Source organism: Devosia sp. 1566, from assembly GCF_004005995.1.
Classification (GTDB): Bacteria; Pseudomonadota; Alphaproteobacteria; order Rhizobiales; family Devosiaceae; genus Devosia.
The window spans coordinates 3,743,158-3,761,217 of record NZ_CP034767.1; the positions used below are offsets into that span (position 1 = coordinate 3,743,158).

Sequence of the window (18,060 nt, forward strand, 5' to 3'; positions counted from 1 at the left end):
CAGAAGTAGCTCCATCGAGCCGCGGGATCGCTTCCGCGGCTACTCCATGCGCACCAGCAGGTCCTTGGCGTCGATCTGATCTCCCGGCTTGACCAGCACTTCGGCGACGACGCCATCGGCTTCGGCATGAATGGCGGTTTCCATCTTCATGGCTTCGATGGAACACAGCACATCCCCGGCAAACACCGTTTGCCCTTCCTTGGCCGCCAGGGTCGAGATCACCCCCGGCATGGGCGCACCGACCTGCTTGCTATCCCCCAGCGCCGCCTTGGCGCGCAGCTTGACCTCGCCGGCCTTGAGGCGATCGGGCACGGTGATGGTGCGCGGCTGACCATTGAGGTCAAAGAACACCCGCACTTCGCCCTTCTCGTTGGTTTCCGCGCGGCCGAGATAGTTGACCACCAGCGTCTTTCCCTTTTCGATGTCGACGAGCAGTTCCTGGCCCTCAACCAGCCCATAGAAGTACACCGGGGTGGGCAGCACTGCGGTGGGACCGTAGCGGTCCTGGGTCTTGGCGAAGTCGGCAAAGACTTTCGGATACATCAGCGCTGACGCCAGGCGATAATCATCGACCTCGTGCCCCACTTCCTCGGCAATGCGGGTCCGCTCGGCTTCCAAGTCCACCGGCGGCAAATAGGAGCCCGGCCGTTCGGTCAGCGGCTCGCGGCCCTTCAGCACCTTTTTCTGCAAGGCAGGCGGAAAGCCGCCGGGCGGCTGGCCGAGATCGCCGGCAAAGAACCCCACCACCGAATCGGGGAAGGCGATGTCGCGCCTGGGGTCTTCCACCTCGGCGCGCGTGAGGCCGGCCGAGACCATGGCAAGAGCCATGTCGCCCACGACCTTGGAGCTGGGCGTGACCTTGACGATATCGCCGAACATCTGGTTGACGTCGGCATAGGTCTGGGCGACCTCGTGCCAGCGGGTTTCGAGGCCAAGTGAGCGGGCCTGTTCCTTGAGATTGGTGAACTGCCCGCCCGGCATTTCATGCAGATAGACTTCCGAAGCCCCCGCGCGCAGATCGCTTTCAAAGGCACGATACTGCGTGCGCACGGCTTCCCAGTAAAACGAGATCTGCCGGATGGCCTTGGCGTCGAGCTCGCTGTCGCGCTCGCCGTCCGCCAGCGCTGCCGCGAGCGAGCCGAGTGTGGGCTGCGAGGTCGTGCCACTCAGGGCATCCATCGCCGCATCCACCGCATCAACGCCTGCTTCCACCGCCGCCAGCACCGTCGCGGCGGCTGCACCGGAGGTGTCGTGGGTGTGGAGGTGAATGGGCAGACCCACTTCGTCCTTCAGAGTTGCCACAAGCTTGCGCGCCGCGGCGGGCTTGAGCACGCCAGCCATGTCCTTGATGCCCAGAACATGGCTGCCGGCCGCTTCCAATTCCTTGGCCAGCGCCACATAGTATTTGAGGTCATATTTGGACCGGTCGGGGTCCAGCATGTCCCCGGTATAGCAGAGCACGCCTTCGCAGACCTTGTCGGCCTCGAGCACCGCGTCCATGGCGACGCGCATATTGTCGACCCAGTTGAGGCAATCAAAGACGCGGAACACATCCACGCCCCCCCTGGCGGCCTGCTGCACAAAGAAGCGCACCACATTGTCGGGGTAGTTGGTGTAGCCGACGCCATTGGAGCCGCGCAGCAGCATCTGCGTCAGGATATTGGGGGCGCCGTCGCGCACTTGCGCCAGCCGCTCCCAGGGATCTTCATTGAGGAAGCGCATGGCGACGTCAAATGTGGCGCCACCCCAGCATTCCAGCGAAAACAGGTTCGGCAAGCCATGGGCATAGGCCTGCGCCACTCGCGTGATGTCAAAGCTGCGCATCCGCGTGGCGAGCAGGCTTTGATGCGCATCGCGCATCGTGGTGTCGGTGAAGAGGACGCGTTTCTGCGCCTTCATCCACTCGGCCAGACCCTTTGGCCCTTGGCGCTCCAGCACCTGGCGGCTGCCTTCGGCTGCGGCGGGCGGGAACTGGGGCACCACGGGGGCGGCTGCCTCGGCCGGGGGGCGCGGGCGGTCGCGCACTTCGGGATGCCCGTTGATCGTCACATCGGCGATGTAGCTGAGCAGCTTGGTCGCCCGGTCCTTGCGGCGGGCAATGTCGAACAGCGCCGGCGTCGTGTCGATGAAGCGCGTCGTATAGCGGTTCTCGACGAAATCTGGGTGGGTGATGATGTTTTCGAGGAACGCCAGGTTAGTGGACACGCCCCGAATGCGGAACTCGCGCAAGGCGCGATGCATGCGGGCAATGGCTTCCTCGGGCGTCGGGGCCCAGCAGGTGACCTTCTCCAGCAGCGGGTCGTAATAGCGGGTGATCACCGCCCCCGCATAAGCCGTGCCGCCATCGAGGCGCACGCCAAAGCCGGTGGCGCCGCGATAAGCGGTAATGCGGCCATAATCGGGAATGAAGTTTTGCTCGGGATCTTCCGTCGTCACCCGGCACTGGATGGCATTGCCATGCAGCTTGATATCGGCCTGGAGCGGCACACCGGACTCCGGAGTGCCAATCACCGCGCCATCGAGCAGCTTGATTTGCGCCTTGACGATGTCGATCCCCGTCACTTCCTCAGTGACCGTATGCTCCACCTGGATGCGCGGATTGACCTCGATGAAATAAAATTCGTTCGTGTCGGCGTCCATCAGAAATTCGACCGTCCCCGCGCCGCGGTAACGGGCGGCATTACCGAGCCGCAGCGCTGCGTCGGTCAGCTTGGTGCGCACTTCTTCCGACAGGTATGGGGCGGGCGCGCGCTCCACCACTTTCTGGTTGCGCCGCTGCACCGAGCAATCGCGCTCGAAAAGGTGCACCAGATTGCCGTGATCATCCCCCACGAGTTGCACCTCGACATGGCGGGCCCGTTCGACGAGCTTTTCGAGATACATCTCGTCCTTGCCAAAGGCCGCCTTGGCTTCGCGCTTGCCTTCCGAGACCTCGGCCAGCAGCGTTGATTCATCCATGATCCGGCGCATGCCGCGCCCGCCCCCGCCCCAGCTGGCTTTCAGCATCAGCGGATAGCCGATCTCGGCCGCCATGGCCTTGACCGCATCGAGATCGTCGGGCAGCGCATCCGTGGCGGGCACCACCGGCACGCCGGCGGCGATCGCCATGTTGCGGGCGGCAACCTTGTTGCCGAGATCACGCATGGTTTGCGCCTTGGGGCCGATGAAAACGATCCCGGCCGCCTCGCAGGCATCGGCGAATTCCGGGCTTTCCGAGAGGAGCCCATAGCCGGGGTGGATGGCATCGGCGCCCGACAGGCGCGCCACCCGGATATATTCGTCGATCTGCAGATAGGCCTCGACGGGCCCCTTGCCCACCCCGATCAGATAGGCCTCGTCGGCCTTGAAGCGATGCAGCGCCAGTTTGTCTTCTTCGGCAAACACCGCAACGGTCTTGAGCCCGAGTTCATTGGCGGCCCGGAACACGCGAATGGCGATCTCGCTGCGATTGGCAACAAGGATTTTCTTGATTGGCATCGATTTAAATTCCCGGCCAGAGGGGATTGGGGCGCAACAACGCGGCTTGGAAATGCAAAGGGGCCCCGGTTGAACCGGGACCCAATGCGCAATCACTTGCTGTTCAGATGTCCGGCGAGGTGGGACATGTCATAGCCCGCTTCCCCGGCCTGGCGGATGATCTCGCCCGCATCCTGTTGACCGGCTTGGGACAGCGCCCACAGCGTCGTCGAACGCGTGCCCGAGCGGCAAAAGGCGAAAACGGGACCGGGGCTGGCGGCAATCGCGGCCTGGGTCTGTTCCACCATGTCGGGCGACACGCCTTCGCGCCCGAGGGGAATGGCGTGATAGACGAGGCCGGCAGCCTCGGCGGCGGCGGCGATGGCGGCGCCTTCCGGCTGGTCGGGCGATTCCCCATCCGGGCGGTTATTGATGATGGTGGTGAACCCCGCGGCCTTGAGCGCTGCTACATCTTCGGGATTGATCTGGCCCGATACGGTAATGCGATCGTTGATCCGCTTCAAATCCAAGGCTCTGCTCCTGCTAGCGCCCGACTAGGGGCATGGGCGGACTATATCCACCCCGGCAAGCCATGCAACCAAGACGGAAGGATAAGGGCCATGCACCGAGCTAGGGGGTAGCTGAGCCCAGCGCCACGACGCGGGCGGGCCAGCGCTAGGACTCCGTCGAGCCCAGCGCTAGGGCGCGGGCGGCGTGCCAACCCAATCGCGCCACAGCTCGCCTCGCTCGGCCACAAACCGATCGGCCACCGCTTCCACCGTGGCGCCGGGTTCGTTGATCTGGGCGAGGAGAGTGTTCATCTCCGACACCGGCATGCTGGCCCGACTGAAATAGGCGGCAATCTGGGGTGCTTCGGTGAACACCCATTCGGCCAGAGCTCCCACCACGACGTCAGGCACGAAGGCCGACGGCTTGGGTTCGGGGCACTGGAGTCGCGCCAGGCATTGCGCCGCCGCCTCGTCATAGGCGCCCATGTCGAGCCCGGCGAAGTCAAACTGCGCCAAAACGGCATTGGGCTGCCAATAATAGAATACGAAGGGCTCCTTGGCGCTCACCGCCGAGGCGATCAGGGTATCCATTTCGAACCGGTTGGCCGGCTCGACCACTTCGAGCAGGTCCTCGAGGCCCAGCGCCCGGATCAAATTGCGGTTGATCAGGGCACAGGCCCAGTCGGCTGGACAGGAGATAAACTTGACCGGACCATCGCCCCCCAAGGCAGGCAGCGCTTCGGCGAGGCCCGCCGCACTTTCCAGCTCAGGACGGCTCGCAGCCACGTAATCTGGGATGAACCAACCCTCGAATGCTTCCTCCCCATAGGTGTCGCCGGCGGCGCGCAGCTTTTGCGCCTCTAATCCGGTGTTCCACACTTCGGCGATGCGCGTGACCCACATCTCGGGCGCAATGGCCGGCTGCCCGGTTGAACCCATGGACGAGCCCACATTGGCCATGTCGCCGGGCAGCACCTGAGTTTGGCAGCCAAAGGCGTCGCGCAACACCCGCGCATGGATTTCGGCCAGCAGCGCCGCCGAAGGCCAGCTCATGCGGGCAATGGTCATGGGCTGGCTGCCGCAGGTTGATGGCGCTGGTGCCTGGGCGGATGCGGTCCCGCCTGGGGTCTCAAGCGTTGTGACCTGCGCCAATGCGGGATCGGTGCCCAACACCACCGTCGCTGCCAGGAGCGCACTCGTCCACCACTGTTTCATGCTGCTCTTTCTCCTGCGGCGCCCGCTTTTCTATGCGCAAGGGCCGCGCGTTAAGCAACACTTCGCAGGGGCTTGCCGCTTCACCAATTGCGGATGACTCGGGGCGGGCAGATGTGCAACAGTCGCGCCCGAGGGGCATGCTTTGTGCCCCCGATTGTCGTTGTTCCACCACAAAAAGCCGCCACCAAGGCTGCTGGGCGGCGCAACCCAAGCAGAGGGATCACAATGCAGAATTTCAAGAAGACCCTGACCCTGGCCGTGGCCGCTTCGACGCTCCTCGTTGCAGCGCCCGCCATTGCTCAGGAAACCGGCGCCAAGATCGGTTTCGTCGGCGGGTTCACGGGACCCATCGAAAGCCTGACCCCGCCAATTTTTGCCGGCGCCGAACTCGTGGTCAAGCAGGTCAACGAACAAGGCGGCATCCTGGACGGTGAACTGTCCCTCGTTTCGGCGGACGGCGCTTGCGACGCCACGGCTGCTGCCGGCGCGGCCGACCGCCTGATCAACACGGAAAACGTCGTTGGTGTCGTGGGCGCGTTGTGCACCGGCGAAACCATCGGCGCCTTCAATGGCTCGGGCCTGTCGGGCAATGTCGTGTTTATCTCGCCCGCGTCTTCCGCGCCGGCGCTGACCACGCTCGAGGACAACGACCTCGTGTTCCGCACCACCCCGTCGGACGCCATGCAGGGCGTCAAGATGGCCGACCTGCTGATCAGCAAGGGCATCAACGACATCGCCATCACCTATGTGAACAACGACTACGGCAAGGGCCTGGCCGACGCGCTTGCAGCCGCCTATACCGCCGCCGGCGGCACCGTTGCCGCCAACCTCGCCCATGAAGAAGGCAAGGCCGATTACCGCGCCGAGCTGGGCAATCTCGTCGCCTCGCAGAACCTGGTCGTGTTGGCCTATGCCAATGCCTCGGGCAACACCATCCTGCGCCAGGCCGTGGAATCGGGCAACTTCACCCTCTTCGTGGGCGGCGACGGCATGGTTGGCGACGACCTGCTGACCGGCATAGATGCCGGCTCGGTCGAGGGCATGATCGCCACCCGCGCCGGTGCTCCGGCTGGCGAAGCCACCACGACCTATGTGGACCTGGCGACCGCGGCGGGCCTCGAAGCCAACGCCACCTATGCTCCCCAGGCCTATGATGCCGCCTTCCTTTTGGCGCTCGCCATCGAAAAGAACGGCTCCACCGACCGCGAAGGCCTTGTTGGCGCGCTGCGCGAGGTGGCCTCGGCTCCCGGCGAGAAGATCCTCCCCGGCGAATGGGAAAAGGCCAAGGCGCTGATCGCTGAAGGCAAGGACATCGATTACGAGGGCGCCGGCGGCGCGCTCGACTTTGATGAAGCTGGCGACGTGGACGGCATCATCGTGGAACTGGCCGTGGAAAACGGCGCTTTCGTTGAAAAGGGCGAGATCGAGTAAGCTCGCTTTCACCAATCCTCAAGGAGGCCCGGGATCGCATCCCGGGCCTTTTTTGTTGGGGTGAGCAGGCGACGCGCCGCCGATCCCCGCTCCTGAAGCTTTGTTCGGGAACTTGCCCGCGGGCCGCGGTTTCCTGTTGGCGAGACTGGCGCGCCCTTGCCGCCCGACCACGGAGCCCCATCATGCAGATCAGCAGTGAAGCCGATATTCCCAGCCAAACCGGCAAGGTCGCCCTTGTCACCGGCGCCACGGGCGGTCTGGGGCTCGAAACCGCACGCATGCTGGCCGGTGCCGGCGCGACGGTGATCATCGCGGGCCGCAACGGCGAAAAAGGCGCCGCGGCCATCCGCACCATCGCCGCCACCTCACCCCGCGGCAAACTCGATTTCGAGCAGCTGGACCTGGCGGACCTTGCCAGCGTTGCCGCCTGCGCGGCACGGGTGCTAGCCCAATATGCCCGGCTCGATATTCTCATCAACAATGCCGGGGTGATGATGCCGCCCGAGCGGCAGACCACGGTGGACGGATTCGAACTGCAGTTCGGCACCAATCACCTCGGCCATTTCGCGCTGACCGGTCACCTGCTGCCGCTGTTGCTGAAAACCGATGGTGCGCGGGTGGTGGCAGTGTCCAGCAATGCCGCCCGGCACGCCAAGATGAACTTCGATGACCTGCAAAGCGACCAGAACTACCAGCCCATGGCTGCTTACGGGCAATCCAAGTTGGCCAACCTCCTGTGGGCGCGCCATCTGCAAAAGCTGAGCGATAGCGAGAGCTGGAACTTGCACGTTACGGTGGCCCATCCTGGCTTTGCCAATACCGGCCTCTTCGCCAATGTCACCGGCAAGCGCGGCATCGGCCGGGTCACGGGCCTTTTTACTGGCATCTTGAGCCAATCGGCAGCCGCCGGTGCGCTCCCCAGCGTGGCCGCCGCGGTGGAAGACGATCTACCGCGCTTGGCCTTTGTGGGCCCGGCGGGGCTGGGCGGCTGGCGCGGCAAGCCTGCGCTGGTGCAATGGCCCAAGCTTGCTGAAGACGAAGACGCGGCCGAGCGCCTATGGGCTGAATCGCAGAATGCCACCAATGTGGTCTATGGCTCGGGCACGCTCTAGGCGCCAGCGCCGCTAGCTGTTGAGCAGCAACAGCAGCAGCCCAACGACCAGCACCGCCATGCCCAGGAGGTCGCGCCGCTCGGGCACGGCCCGGCTGGTGACCCAGGCAAAAGCCTGCGCAAACAGGATCTCGACCAGCGCCAGGGTGCGCACATTGGCGGCGCTCGTGAGCGCAAAGCCGATAAACCAGAATTGGGAAGCGGCGGCACCGGCAAAACCGGCCGGCAGCGACTGGCGCCAGGCACCCGCGACCTTGCGCAGGGTAGCGCGATCCAACAGCAGCATCCAGCCCACCAGCAGCGCCGATTGCAGCCCTAGGCCCAGCACCAGCACGACGCTCGAGCGCAGCACCGGCGAGCCTGATGGCAGCTCGAGGATCGCGGCGCGGAACCCTACGGCGGAAAGCGCAAAGAACGCAGCGGCCAAAATCCCGGTCAGCACCGATTTGGGTCCCGCCGCTTGCGCCCCACCCAGCCGCGACAACAGCAGCACGCCGAGGGTCGCAACGACAATCCCAAGTAGTGCTAGGGGCGGCAGCACTTCGCCCAAGAGCAGCAGGCCCGCCAGCGCCACCAGCACTGGCTCGGTCTTGATGATGGCGGTGGTAACGGCAAAGGAGCGACTTTTCATCGTCCACAGCATCAGCGCCGTGGCCAGAATCTGCGACAGCCCCGCGCCCAGGGCAAACAGCACGGCCCAGCCGCCGATGGTCGGCAGCGGCTCGCCTGTCCCCAGCGCCACGAGCAGCAGGAACAGGATGGCAAAGGGCAGGCCATAAAGGAAGCGCACATAGGTGGCTCCCATCGTGCCCAGCGTGCCGGTCAGGCCCCGCTGCACGCCATTGCGCACGGTCTGCAGGGCCGCAGCCGTCAGCGTCGCTGCAATCCAGAACACGCCGCTTCTCCCCTCGTCGCCGCCCGCCTAGGCGTCGCGGCGCACGGTTTCGGGGATCAGGCCCTTGGGCGCAAAGCGCAGGGCAACGGTGATCACGAGGCCAAGCACGAAGACGCGCATCTGCGCTGAACGCGACTCGATATCGGGAATGGCGCCCCAGCCGACCGAGCTCGACCAATAGCTGACAATGTCGAACACGGCGCGCGCCAGGGGTTCGCTCACCACCCAGATCAGCCAGATCAGCACGGCGCCAAACAGCGCCCCCCAGTTGTTGCCGGCGCCACCCACGATCACCATCACCCAGATGAGGAAGGTGTGGTTGATGGGCTGGTAGGAGGAGGGATCAAAGATCTGCACGAAGGAAACGAGCATGGCCCCGCCAATGCCCATCAGCACCGAGCCCAGGATGAAGATCTCGAGCTGCCGCCCGGTGACATCCTTGCCCATGGAGGCGGCGGCAATATAGTTGTCGCGGATGGCGCGCATCATCCGGCCCCAGGGCCCGGCATAGGCGCGCGACACCAGCCACATGACGACTGCGAGCACAAGGATCGCCAGCAGCAGGAAGCCGCCGCGCGCCAGCAGCAGCGCCGACGTGCCGTCCCAGCCCTCAGCCTGGTAATATTGCGGCAGCGGCACCGGCCATGGAATGGGCGAGACGGTCAGGGTGCCGCGCGTCAGCCAGTCCATGTTCTTGATCAGCGCGCGGATGATCTCGGAAATGCCGATGGTGGCGATGGCCAGGTAATCCGAGCGCAGGCCAAGGCAGATTTTGCCGATGACAAAGGCCACGCCCGCCGCCAGCACGCCACCAAAGGCCCAGCCGAGCACGGGATGGAGCCCCAGCCCGCCGACAAAGCCATTGCCGGTCGCCTCGATATAGGCGGCGGCCGGATCGATCTGGCTGCGGTAAACGCAATAGGCCACAAACCAGGCCAGAACGATCAGCACCGTCTTGGCGCGACCGCGCACGCCCAGATGATGGGACTGCTGCGCCCCGATCACCAGCAGCGCGCCCGCGGCAAAGGCGAGGAGCGCGCGCCCCAGCAGCATCGGCCCTTCGGAGGCCCAGAACGCCGGGTCATGGGGATAGGAGATAAAGGTGACGGCCGCGCCCCCCAGCATCAAAAAGCCCATGATGCCGAAGTTAAAGAGCCCGCCATAGCCCCACTGGATATTGAGCCCCAGCGCGATCAGCGCATAGGCGGCCGCTTCCACGAGGCGGCTCGAGGTAAAGGGCGCACCCAGCACCCAGCCGACCAGCAGGATGAGGACAAAGAGCCCGCCAAACAGCGCAGCCGAACGCGCGATCATGAGGAAGCTCCCTTGAAGATACCGGTGGGGCGCACCAGCAGCGTCACCACGAGGATCACGAAGGCCACGGTCAGCTTGTATTCGGTTGGCACCAGCGCCAGCGTGGCGGGCAGCTGCAGCCACTCGGGCAGAATGGCATTGAGCGGGCGCAGCACCATGGTCCAGTTGAAAACGGCGAGCGTTTCGGCAAAGCCGATCAGGAGGCCCCCGGCAATGGCGCCATAAGCCTGGCCCAGCCCGCCAACAATGGCGGCGGCAAAGATGGGCAGGATGATGTTGAAGGCGAGGTCGGGCTTCAGCGTCACATCGAGCGCCAGCATGGTGCCGGCCATGGTCGCCAGCGCCCCCGCAATCACCCAGGTCACCCGCACAACGAGCGCGGTGTTGATGCCCGAGACCTGCGCGAGATCAGCATTGTCGGCCATGGCGCGCATCGCCTTGCCGAGGCGCGAGCGGGTGAGGAACAGGTGCAGCGCAATCACTGAAATGGCAGTGACGACAATCATCAGCGCCTGCGGCTCGGTGATCACCAGCGGCCGCGTCGAGCCCAAACCCGACATGTCGATGCGGAACACTTCCTTGGTTTCGGTTTCGAAAAAGGAATAGGAGCCGGCGCCGAAAAACAGCCGGATCAGGCCCTGCACCATCAGCGTCACACCGATGGAAGCGATCAGCAGCGTCACCGGCCGGGCCCCGCGCTTGCGCAACGGCGCATAGAACCCCTTGTCGATCCCCAGCGCGAAGAGCGCCCCCAGCACCATGGCGATGGGCAGCACCACAAAGCCGGTGGGGATGGGCGTGACGATCCCCCAGGCGGCAAAGGCCCCCGCGAGCAAAAAGGCGATAAAGGCCCCCGAGGTCATCAGCTCGGAATGGGCGAAATGGGCAAAGCGCAAAATGCCAAAGATCAGCGTGATGCCGATCGCCCCCAGCGCATAGATCGAGCCCAGCACCGCGCCGGCGATCACCACCTGGTTGATAAAGAAAACAAGTTCGGTCATGCGGGCTGCCAGCACTCGATGAAGGGGTGGATGGTGGAGCGATGATCGGCGAAGGAGAGGTCCATCTCAGCCCCCAAGGAAGCTCTTGGCGACTTCGGGATCGGCGATGAGTTCGGGGCCGGTGCCGCTGAATCGGTTCTGCCCGCCCGCCAACACAAAGCCTCTGGTGGCAAAGGCCAGCGCCTGGCGCGCATTCTGCTCCACCATCAGGATGCCAACGCCTTCCTTGTTGACGCGCACGATGGTCTCGAAAATCTCGATCACATAGCGCGGCGACAATCCCGCTGAGGGCTCATCGAGCATCAAGAGCTTGGGCTGGCTCATCAGCGCCCGGCCCATGGCCACCATCTGGCGCTGCCCGCCCGAAAGTTCGCCCGTCGGCTGGCGCCGCTTTTCGGCCAGCACCGGGAACATCCCGTAAACCCAGTCCATGGTGGAGCGGAAATCATCGCGCCGGGTAAACGCCCCCATTTCGAGATTTTCCTCGACACTCATCGAGGTAAAGACGTTCTTTTCCTGGGGCACGAAGCTGAGCCCCTTGGGCACGAGCTTGTCGGGCAGGGAATTGGCGATATTCTCGCCGCCAAACTCGATGCTGCCGCCCGTGACCTTCAACAGGCCAAAAATGGCCTTGAGGGTCGTCGATTTGCCCGCCCCGTTGGGCCCGACAATGACGCCGATATCATGGGGCTCGATGCTCAGATCCACCCCGTTGAGGATCGGTGCGCCGCCATAGCCGCCCACCACATGCTTGAGTTCGATCAATGCCATAGCCGGCTCTCCCCGCGGGCTTGCAGCCGGGTATTCACACGCAAAAGCTCCATTCAAACCGCCTCCACCGGCGTGCCGAAATAGGCTTCCACAATCGCGGGATTAGCCCGGATCTGCGCCATCGGGCCTTCGGCGATCTTTTCGCCCTGCGCCATCACGATCACCGGATCGCACAGCCGCCCGATCAGATCCATGTCGTGCTCGATCACAAAGAAAGTGTAGTCGAGCTCGCGGTTCATCCGCTCGATATTGGCGGCCAGATCATTGAGCAGCGTCTTGTTGACGCCCGCCGCCACTTCGTCGAGCAACACCACTTCGGCATCCACCATCATGGTGCGCCCGAGCTCGAGCAGCTTTTTCTGTCCACCCGAAAGATTGCCCGCCAGCTCGTTGCGCACATGCCCAAGCTTGAGGAAGTCGATCACATCGAGCGCCTTTTGGCGCACCTCCTGCTCGCGCGAGCGCACAAGGCCGGGCCGGAACCAGCTGTTAAAGAGGCTCTCCCCCGGCTGGTCGCCCGGCACCATCATCAGGTTCTCGAGCGCCGTCATCTGCCCAAATTCATGGGCGATCTGGAAGGTGCGCAACATGCCGGTGCGAAACAGCTGGTGCGGCTTGAGGCCCGTCACATCTTTGCCATCAAAGATCACCGAACCACTATCGGGGACAATATTGCCCGCCACGATATTGAACAGGGTCGACTTGCCCGCGCCATTGGGCCCGATCAGGCCCGTGATGGAGCCTCGCTCCACCTGGAGCGAGCAGTTTCTCACGGCCTGAAGACCGCCAAAGCTTTTGGAGACGTTACGAACGTCAATCACTGCGTCAACGGACACGCGGTTCTGACCCTTGATCACTGGATAGCCAATTGCCCCGCGAACCGGGGCCATTTGGCCGCATCTGCGCACAAGCTTGGAGACCGGTCAACCACGCCGGGGGGCGCTAAAGCGCCGCCAGAACCGCGTCTGCGGTAGATTTATTGGGCGCAAAGGGAACATCGTAAAGCGTCGCCAACCGCGTCAGCGCCTTCACGTCAACGTCATGCGGCTGGGCCGAGAGCGGATCGATGAAAAAGATCAGCACATCGAGCTGGCCTTCGGCAATCATCGCGCCCAGTTGCTGATCGCCACCCAAGGGCCCGCTTTTGAGCAGCGTCACCGGCAAGCCGGTTTCCCGCATCACCCTTCCGCCCGTCGTGCCCGTACCCCAGAGCTCGTGCTGGCTGAGCTTGGCGCGGTGGGCATTGGCCCAGGCGGCCATCTCGTCCTTTTTGTCGTCATGGGCCACCAAACCGATCCGCGCCATCGCCTTTGCCTCCAATTGCCGGCCCACAGAGCATGATGCCGCCCTGCCAGCAAGCGCACGCGCTTCCGCACCCCGACGGGTCACCGCTGTTTCAAACTGCTCCTGCCGATGCTAGGGGAGATCAACACTCTTTGGACCCGAACCCATGACCGCTTCCATCACCCTCACCGGCATTGCTCGTGACCTGCAGGCGCGAGCCGAAACCGGCAAGCCCATTCGTGTCGGGGTGATCGGTTCGGGCGAAATGGGGACCGATCTCGTCACGCAAATGTCGCTGATGCAGGGCATCGAGATGGCGGCCATCGCCACCCGCCGCCCCCATACCGCGCTTGCCGCCATGCAGATTGCCTATGGCGACGACAGCAAGGGGCGCACCGCCGACAGTCCCGCCCAGGCCACCGCCGCCATCGAAGCGGGCAAGATCGCCATCACCTCGGCCGAAACCCTCGTCACCACGCCCAATATCGATGTGGTGATCGACGCCACCGGCAAGCCGGGCGTGGCCGCCGATTATGACCTCTTGGCCATGGAGCATGGCAAGCATCTGGTGATGATGAATGTGGAAGCCGATGTCACCATTGGCCCCTATCTCAAGGCGCAGGCCGACCGGCTCGGCGTCGTTTATTCGGTTGGCGCGGGAGACGAGCCGTCCTCCTGCATGGAGCTGATCGAATTCGTTTCCGCGCTCGGCCTGCCCATCGTCGCCGCCGGCAAGGGCAAGAACAACCCCCTCCGCCACGATGCCATCCCCGACGAATACCGGGAAGAAGCGGAGCGCCGCAACATGAACCCCCGCATGCTCGTCGAGTTTGTCGATGGCTCCAAGACCATGGTGGAAATGTGCGCCATCGCCAATGCCACGGGCCTTGTGCCCGATGTGCCGGGCATGCACGGCCCCAAGGCCGATCGCGACGACATGGCCAAGGTGCTGATCCCGCGCGAAGACGGGGGGATCCTCAACAAGATGGGCGTTGTTGATTTCACCGTCGGCAAGGGCGTGGCGCCAGGGGTCTTCGTGATCGTCAAGGCCGAGCATCCCCGCATCATCGAGCGCATGGATGACCTCCATATCGGCCACGGGCCTTATTACAGCTTCTTCCGGCCCTATCACCTGACAAGCCTTGAAGTGCCGCTGACCTGCGCGCGCATCATGCTGCATGGCAAGCCCGACATGGTGCCCCTGCCCCAGCCCGTGGCCGAGGTTTGCGCCGTGGCGAAGCGCGACCTCGCCGTGGGCGAAACCTTCGATGCCATCGGGGAAACCTGCTACCGCTCCTTTACCATGACCATCACCGATAGCCGCGCCAAAGGGGCCGTGCCGGTGGGGCTGCTCGAAGGCGGCAAGGTGACTGCGCCGGTCAAGAAGGGCGAGCTGCTGACCTCAGCCAACAGCCAGCCCGACACCTCCACCCGCCTGTTCGCACTGCGCCGCGAGCAGGACCGGATGCTGGGCCTCGTTTAAGGCCGCAGCACCACCTTGCCCTTGCGCCCGGGCTCCCCGCTGGCCTTGACCGCCGCGGCGATCTCCTCAAGCGGATAAACCCCATCTACCGGCAGGGTGAGCTTGCCATTGGCGGCATCGGCGACCAGCTCGCCGATCATCCGCGCGATCTCGGTCGCCGGCGTCTTGGGCTTGGCCGCCCAAAAACCCTTGACCGTCATCTGCCGGAACAGCAGCAGCGCCGGAGTAATGCGTAGCGGCCGGCCGGTCATGGCGCCAAAATTGGTGATGGTGCCGCCATCGGCCATCACTTCGGCCAGCTGGGCCGGCCCATCGCCACCCAGCGAATCGATGCCGTGCAGCGCCTTGCCATCCCCGATCAACGCCTTGGCTTGCTCCTGCCAGCCTTCGCTCGCGGTTGAAACCGCGTGCTCGATGCCCAGCGCCTTGAGCTCGGCCACCGCTTCGTCGCGCCTGACCAGGCTGATGACTCCGATCCCTTGCTCCGCCCCGAACCGCGCCACGAGCTTGCCCACCGCACCATTGGCGGCATTCTGCACCAGCCAATCGCCCCGCTGCAGCCCCAGCTCAAAAAGGATCATCTTTGCCGAAAGCGGCATGGAAACGAGCTGGCAGGCCGTTTCGTCGTCCACGCTATCAGGGACCGGCACGAGCCGGGCCGCGTCCCCGAGATAGAACTCGGCCCAGGTCGCCTGCCCGCCCCCGGTGACCCGCTGCCCCACCTCTAGATTGGTGACGCCCTCCCCCAAGGCATCCACAACCCCAAGCGCCTCCGTGCCGCCTGTCGCGGGCAGTTCCGGCTTGAAGCCATAGCTCCCGGCTGCGGTCATCAGGTCGTGATTGTGGATGGGCGACAGCACCATGCGCAACCGCACCTGCCCGGGGCCCGGCTCGGGCTTGGGGCGATCGCCCAGTTGGAGCACCTGCTCGGGCACGCCAAAGCTTTCGTAGATGATGCTGCGCATGATGTTTCTCCTGCATCTGGGGGGTGATCGAGACCACGTCTCCCCATCAGAACGGCGCAAGGCTTGCCCAGGGTTCCCGAGCGGAGTAAATCCTGACCGAACTATTCAGGAATGACTGCGATGTCCGACACTGCCCCCACCAGCGATCCCCGCGCCCCAATTCGTGTTCGCCACGAGACCCGGATGCGCCTGCTCGATGTGGTTGGGGTTACCGACATCACCCCGCGCATGCGCCGGATTTCGCTGCGCGGGGACCTGACCGGCTTTGCTTCGCTTGGCCATGCCGATCACATCAAGGCGTTCTTTTTCCCTGAGGGGGTCGAGCCCTATACCGCTCCGATCGGCGAGCGGGGTGCTGAGTTCCTCCCGGGCAAGCGCCCCGAAATGCGCGACTATACCCCACGCTATTTCGACGTCGCAGCAGGCACGCTGCAGCTCGACTTCGTACTCCATGGTGACGGCCCCGCCTCGAGCTGGGCCGCCAAGGTGAAGCTGGGTGACAAACTCGTGATCGGCGGGCCGCGCGGCTCGCTGGTCGTACCCGACACCTTTGACTGGTACTTGCTGGTGGGCGATGAAACCGCCCTGCCCGCCCTTGGCCGCCGCATCGAAGAACTCCCTGCCGGCACCAGGGTGATCGCCGTGATTGAAGTGGCCGACGCCGCCGAAGAGCAGCGCTTCACCACCCAGGCGGACCTGACCCTTCACTACGTGCATCGCAACGGCCAGCCCGCCGGCACGACGAGCCTGCTGCTCGATGCCGTGGCGGCGCTCGAATTCCCAGCCGGCGAGGCTTACGCCTATATCGCGGGCGAAACCAGCATGAGCAAAGCCGTCCGCGCGCACCTCACCGACGAGCGTGGCTGGAACCCCGAATACATCAAGGCCGCCGGCTATTGGCTCCTCGGCACCGCGGACGCCAAGGAGCCCCACTGAGCCGCTGCCGGGCCACGCAATCCTCTTGCCCTTCGTGCCGATCTTGGTGCATATCAACCCGGTCGGAACGGGGCTGTAGCTCAGTTGGGAGAGCGCGTCGTTCGCAATGACGAGGTCAGCGGTTCGATCCCGCTCAGCTCCACCATTTTCCGGCGACCCCTGAAAGTCCTGCTATTTCAAGAGTTTAGCGGGTACGCAAAATCAGTCGCGTACCCCAATACGTACCCCATTTGCGTACCCCATAGAATAAGCACGAAATTCCTTCGGCAAAGTACAAGGGCCGCGCTGTGCGAACGCACTGGTGCCCGGAAGGATTTCGGAGTCGGATTAACACGGGACAGTTTATCCTTTTCCGGCTGAAATGCCGGTCGCGGTCTCAGATCACCTGCTTGCATGCGGACGGCTCCGCTGCGCTTCTTTTTGTAGACCTACCCGGTCAGCAATGGCGCGACCGTCAGTTTGGCTTCGTTCGGCGTTCGCCGCCTGCAGTTTCATAGCCGAAAAAACAAGCCCCCGAGCGCGCTTCCCTCGACAAGCAGATGCGCCCGCAGTCTAGGCCGCCCTAACTGATGCTCCAGCGGGAAGCGACATGGGTACGTCCCGCCGTGACCAACTTGATCAAAGAGGCGGCCGTTCTTGCGGCGATTGCAACCCTGGTAATGCCAATGTCCAGGTTGCCCACCACTCTGGCGGCTTCAAGAAATCGGGCGTGCGTCGAACGATAGCGTTGACCGACGCTGATGGTGGTCCGCGTGTAGACACTCGATCCCGGGTGCAGGACGATTGAACCGTCCCGCACTGTGGCGAGGGCGGCGATCTTGCCGTCCGCGTACCGCAGTCTTGATCCGACCTCGAAGCGGCGGTAACTGGCGGGATCCCGGGCGAGGTCGATCAACAGGGCGGGGCCGACCACTTCATCGGCAGGCCCCGGAACTGAGGTGGGTGCCATCGGCCACTCTTTCGCGTCCGCCGACAACGGGCGGAAATGCGCGTCGCCGTCCAATACCCTCTCACCCAAAAAGACCAGATCGAGGATAGTGTGAATGATCCCAGTCAGCTCCGCGCGCCGTGCAAGGTCAAACCGCAAGTGACTTTGGTGATCGAACGTGGTGCTCGACAGCACGTTGCCCTCGGCGATCCAAGCGTGCGCGAAGGTCGTCTCAAGGAATTTCCGCTCCTCCACAGTCCACTCGCCGTCGGCACTGAACGCGGCAACTATCCGTGCTGGAAGGACGACGGGCGCTGCTCGATGACGACGAAGGCGGTCGATGACCTTTCCTTCCCCGATGCGGGCGACATTTCCGCTGGGGTCCTCAACCCGGTATATCCCATGCAGTGACAACCATGGCGCGAGCCTCGGATCTTCGATTGCACAGGCCGGGGCAATCAATACCGCTGCTGCGCGATCCGCAGACACGAGTGTAATTCCATGTGCCGGAATGCGGTACGGCACGTGCAGGAATACACCTTCTGCATCGACGAGATGGGTCGCGGTCAGTCCCAGTTGATCGACAACCACAATGAGCTCCTGTCTCCGTTGATGATCCCGGCCGACGGGCGACATCGTTGGCGATGGAACATGGATAGTTGGCTTTGGCCGGGGCAAACACGGGAAGGTTTGTCCTCTTTCGCCTGGAATGCCGGGCGGCCGCAATAGTCGCTCCCCAGCGGAGTTCTCGAACCTTCCGA

At 64.1% G+C, this 18,060-nt stretch carries 15 protein-coding genes and 1 tRNA gene; 5 read left to right on the top strand and 11 right to left on the bottom strand.

Annotated elements, in window-relative coordinates; translation table 11 throughout:
* Nucleotides 1-39: 39 nt before the first annotated feature.
* From pyc to ELX51_RS17865, 3 genes are all read right to left on the bottom strand, one after another.
* Nucleotides 40-3,477, bottom strand: coding sequence for a pyruvate carboxylase (gene pyc, locus ELX51_RS17855; RefSeq protein ID WP_127754765.1), 3,438 nt, complete (start codon nucleotides 3,475-3,477; stop codon nucleotides 40-42).
* Between the two features lie 92 nt (nucleotides 3,478-3,569).
* Nucleotides 3,570-3,986 carry a TIGR01244 family sulfur transferase gene (locus ELX51_RS17860; protein ID WP_127754766.1) on the bottom strand — a complete coding sequence of 139 codons (417 nt, stop codon included), beginning with the start codon at nucleotides 3,984-3,986 and terminating at the stop codon, nucleotides 3,570-3,572.
* A gap of 168 nt (nucleotides 3,987-4,154) precedes the next feature.
* Nucleotides 4,155-5,180: a glycine betaine ABC transporter substrate-binding protein gene (locus ELX51_RS17865; RefSeq protein WP_127754767.1), complete on the bottom strand. Its 1,026-nt coding sequence runs from the start codon at nucleotides 5,178-5,180 to the stop codon at nucleotides 4,155-4,157.
* A 225-nt stretch (nucleotides 5,181-5,405) separates the two neighbouring features.
* Here ELX51_RS17865 and ELX51_RS17870 point away from each other — a divergent pair, with 225 nt between their 5' ends.
* A complete protein-coding gene (locus tag ELX51_RS17870) occupies nucleotides 5,406-6,611 on the top strand; it encodes an ABC transporter substrate-binding protein (protein ID WP_127754768.1) in 1,206 nt (401 codons plus the stop codon).
* Nucleotides 6,612-6,793: 182 nt separating this feature from the next.
* Nucleotides 6,794-7,723, top strand: coding sequence for an oxidoreductase (locus ELX51_RS17875; RefSeq protein ID WP_127754769.1), 930 nt, complete (start codon nucleotides 6,794-6,796; stop codon nucleotides 7,721-7,723).
* A gap of 12 nt (nucleotides 7,724-7,735) precedes the next feature.
* Here the strand turns inward: ELX51_RS17875 and ELX51_RS17880 are convergent, their stop codons facing one another.
* From ELX51_RS17880 to ELX51_RS17905, 6 genes are all read right to left on the bottom strand, one after another.
* On the bottom strand, nucleotides 7,736-8,617 hold the full coding sequence (locus ELX51_RS17880) for an EamA family transporter (RefSeq protein WP_127754770.1): 882 nt from the start codon (nucleotides 8,615-8,617) through the stop codon (nucleotides 7,736-7,738).
* A 27-nt stretch (nucleotides 8,618-8,644) separates the two neighbouring features.
* Complete coding sequence (locus ELX51_RS17885) at nucleotides 8,645-9,931, bottom strand: branched-chain amino acid ABC transporter permease (protein WP_127754771.1); 1,287 nt, start codon at nucleotides 9,929-9,931, stop codon at nucleotides 8,645-8,647.
* Nucleotides 9,928-10,932: a branched-chain amino acid ABC transporter permease gene (locus ELX51_RS17890; RefSeq protein ID WP_127754772.1), complete on the bottom strand. Its 1,005-nt coding sequence runs from the start codon at nucleotides 10,930-10,932 to the stop codon at nucleotides 9,928-9,930. Before ELX51_RS17890 ends, ELX51_RS17885 begins: the two co-directional genes overlap by 4 nt.
* A gap of 66 nt (nucleotides 10,933-10,998) precedes the next feature.
* The gene (locus ELX51_RS17895; protein WP_127754773.1) at nucleotides 10,999-11,703 is read right to left on the bottom strand and encodes an ABC transporter ATP-binding protein; all 705 of its coding nucleotides are present in this window, start codon (nucleotides 11,701-11,703) and stop codon (nucleotides 10,999-11,001) included.
* 53 nt (nucleotides 11,704-11,756) lie between these two features.
* A complete protein-coding gene (locus tag ELX51_RS17900) occupies nucleotides 11,757-12,524 on the bottom strand; it encodes an ABC transporter ATP-binding protein (RefSeq protein WP_211200312.1) in 768 nt (255 codons plus the stop codon).
* Nucleotides 12,525-12,645: 121 nt separating this feature from the next.
* Nucleotides 12,646-13,008 (bottom strand): methylglyoxal synthase, encoded by a 363-nt coding sequence (locus ELX51_RS17905; RefSeq protein ID WP_127754775.1) that lies wholly within the window; start codon nucleotides 13,006-13,008, stop codon nucleotides 12,646-12,648.
* A gap of 145 nt (nucleotides 13,009-13,153) precedes the next feature.
* Here ELX51_RS17905 and ELX51_RS17910 point away from each other — a divergent pair, with 145 nt between their 5' ends.
* A complete protein-coding gene (locus ELX51_RS17910) occupies nucleotides 13,154-14,470 on the top strand; it encodes an NAD(P)H-dependent oxidoreductase (RefSeq protein ID WP_127754776.1) in 1,317 nt (438 codons plus the stop codon).
* Here ELX51_RS17910 and ELX51_RS17915 read toward each other — a convergent pair.
* Complete coding sequence (locus ELX51_RS17915; RefSeq protein WP_127754777.1) at nucleotides 14,467-15,435, bottom strand: zinc-binding dehydrogenase; 969 nt, start codon at nucleotides 15,433-15,435, stop codon at nucleotides 14,467-14,469. The genes ELX51_RS17910 and ELX51_RS17915 overlap by 4 nt on opposite strands.
* Before the next feature lie 120 nt (nucleotides 15,436-15,555).
* Here ELX51_RS17915 and ELX51_RS17920 point away from each other — a divergent pair, with 120 nt between their 5' ends.
* Nucleotides 15,556-16,371 (top strand): siderophore-interacting protein, encoded by an 816-nt coding sequence (locus ELX51_RS17920; RefSeq protein ID WP_206524658.1) that lies wholly within the window; start codon nucleotides 15,556-15,558, stop codon nucleotides 16,369-16,371.
* A gap of 69 nt (nucleotides 16,372-16,440) precedes the next feature.
* Nucleotides 16,441-16,516 (top strand) — tRNA-Ala (locus ELX51_RS17925).
* A gap of 417 nt (nucleotides 16,517-16,933) precedes the next feature.
* Here ELX51_RS17925 and ELX51_RS17930 read toward each other — a convergent pair.
* Nucleotides 16,934-17,890 (bottom strand): hypothetical protein, encoded by a 957-nt coding sequence (locus tag ELX51_RS17930; RefSeq protein WP_127754779.1) that lies wholly within the window; start codon nucleotides 17,888-17,890, stop codon nucleotides 16,934-16,936.
* Nucleotides 17,891-18,060 lie beyond the last annotated feature (170 nt).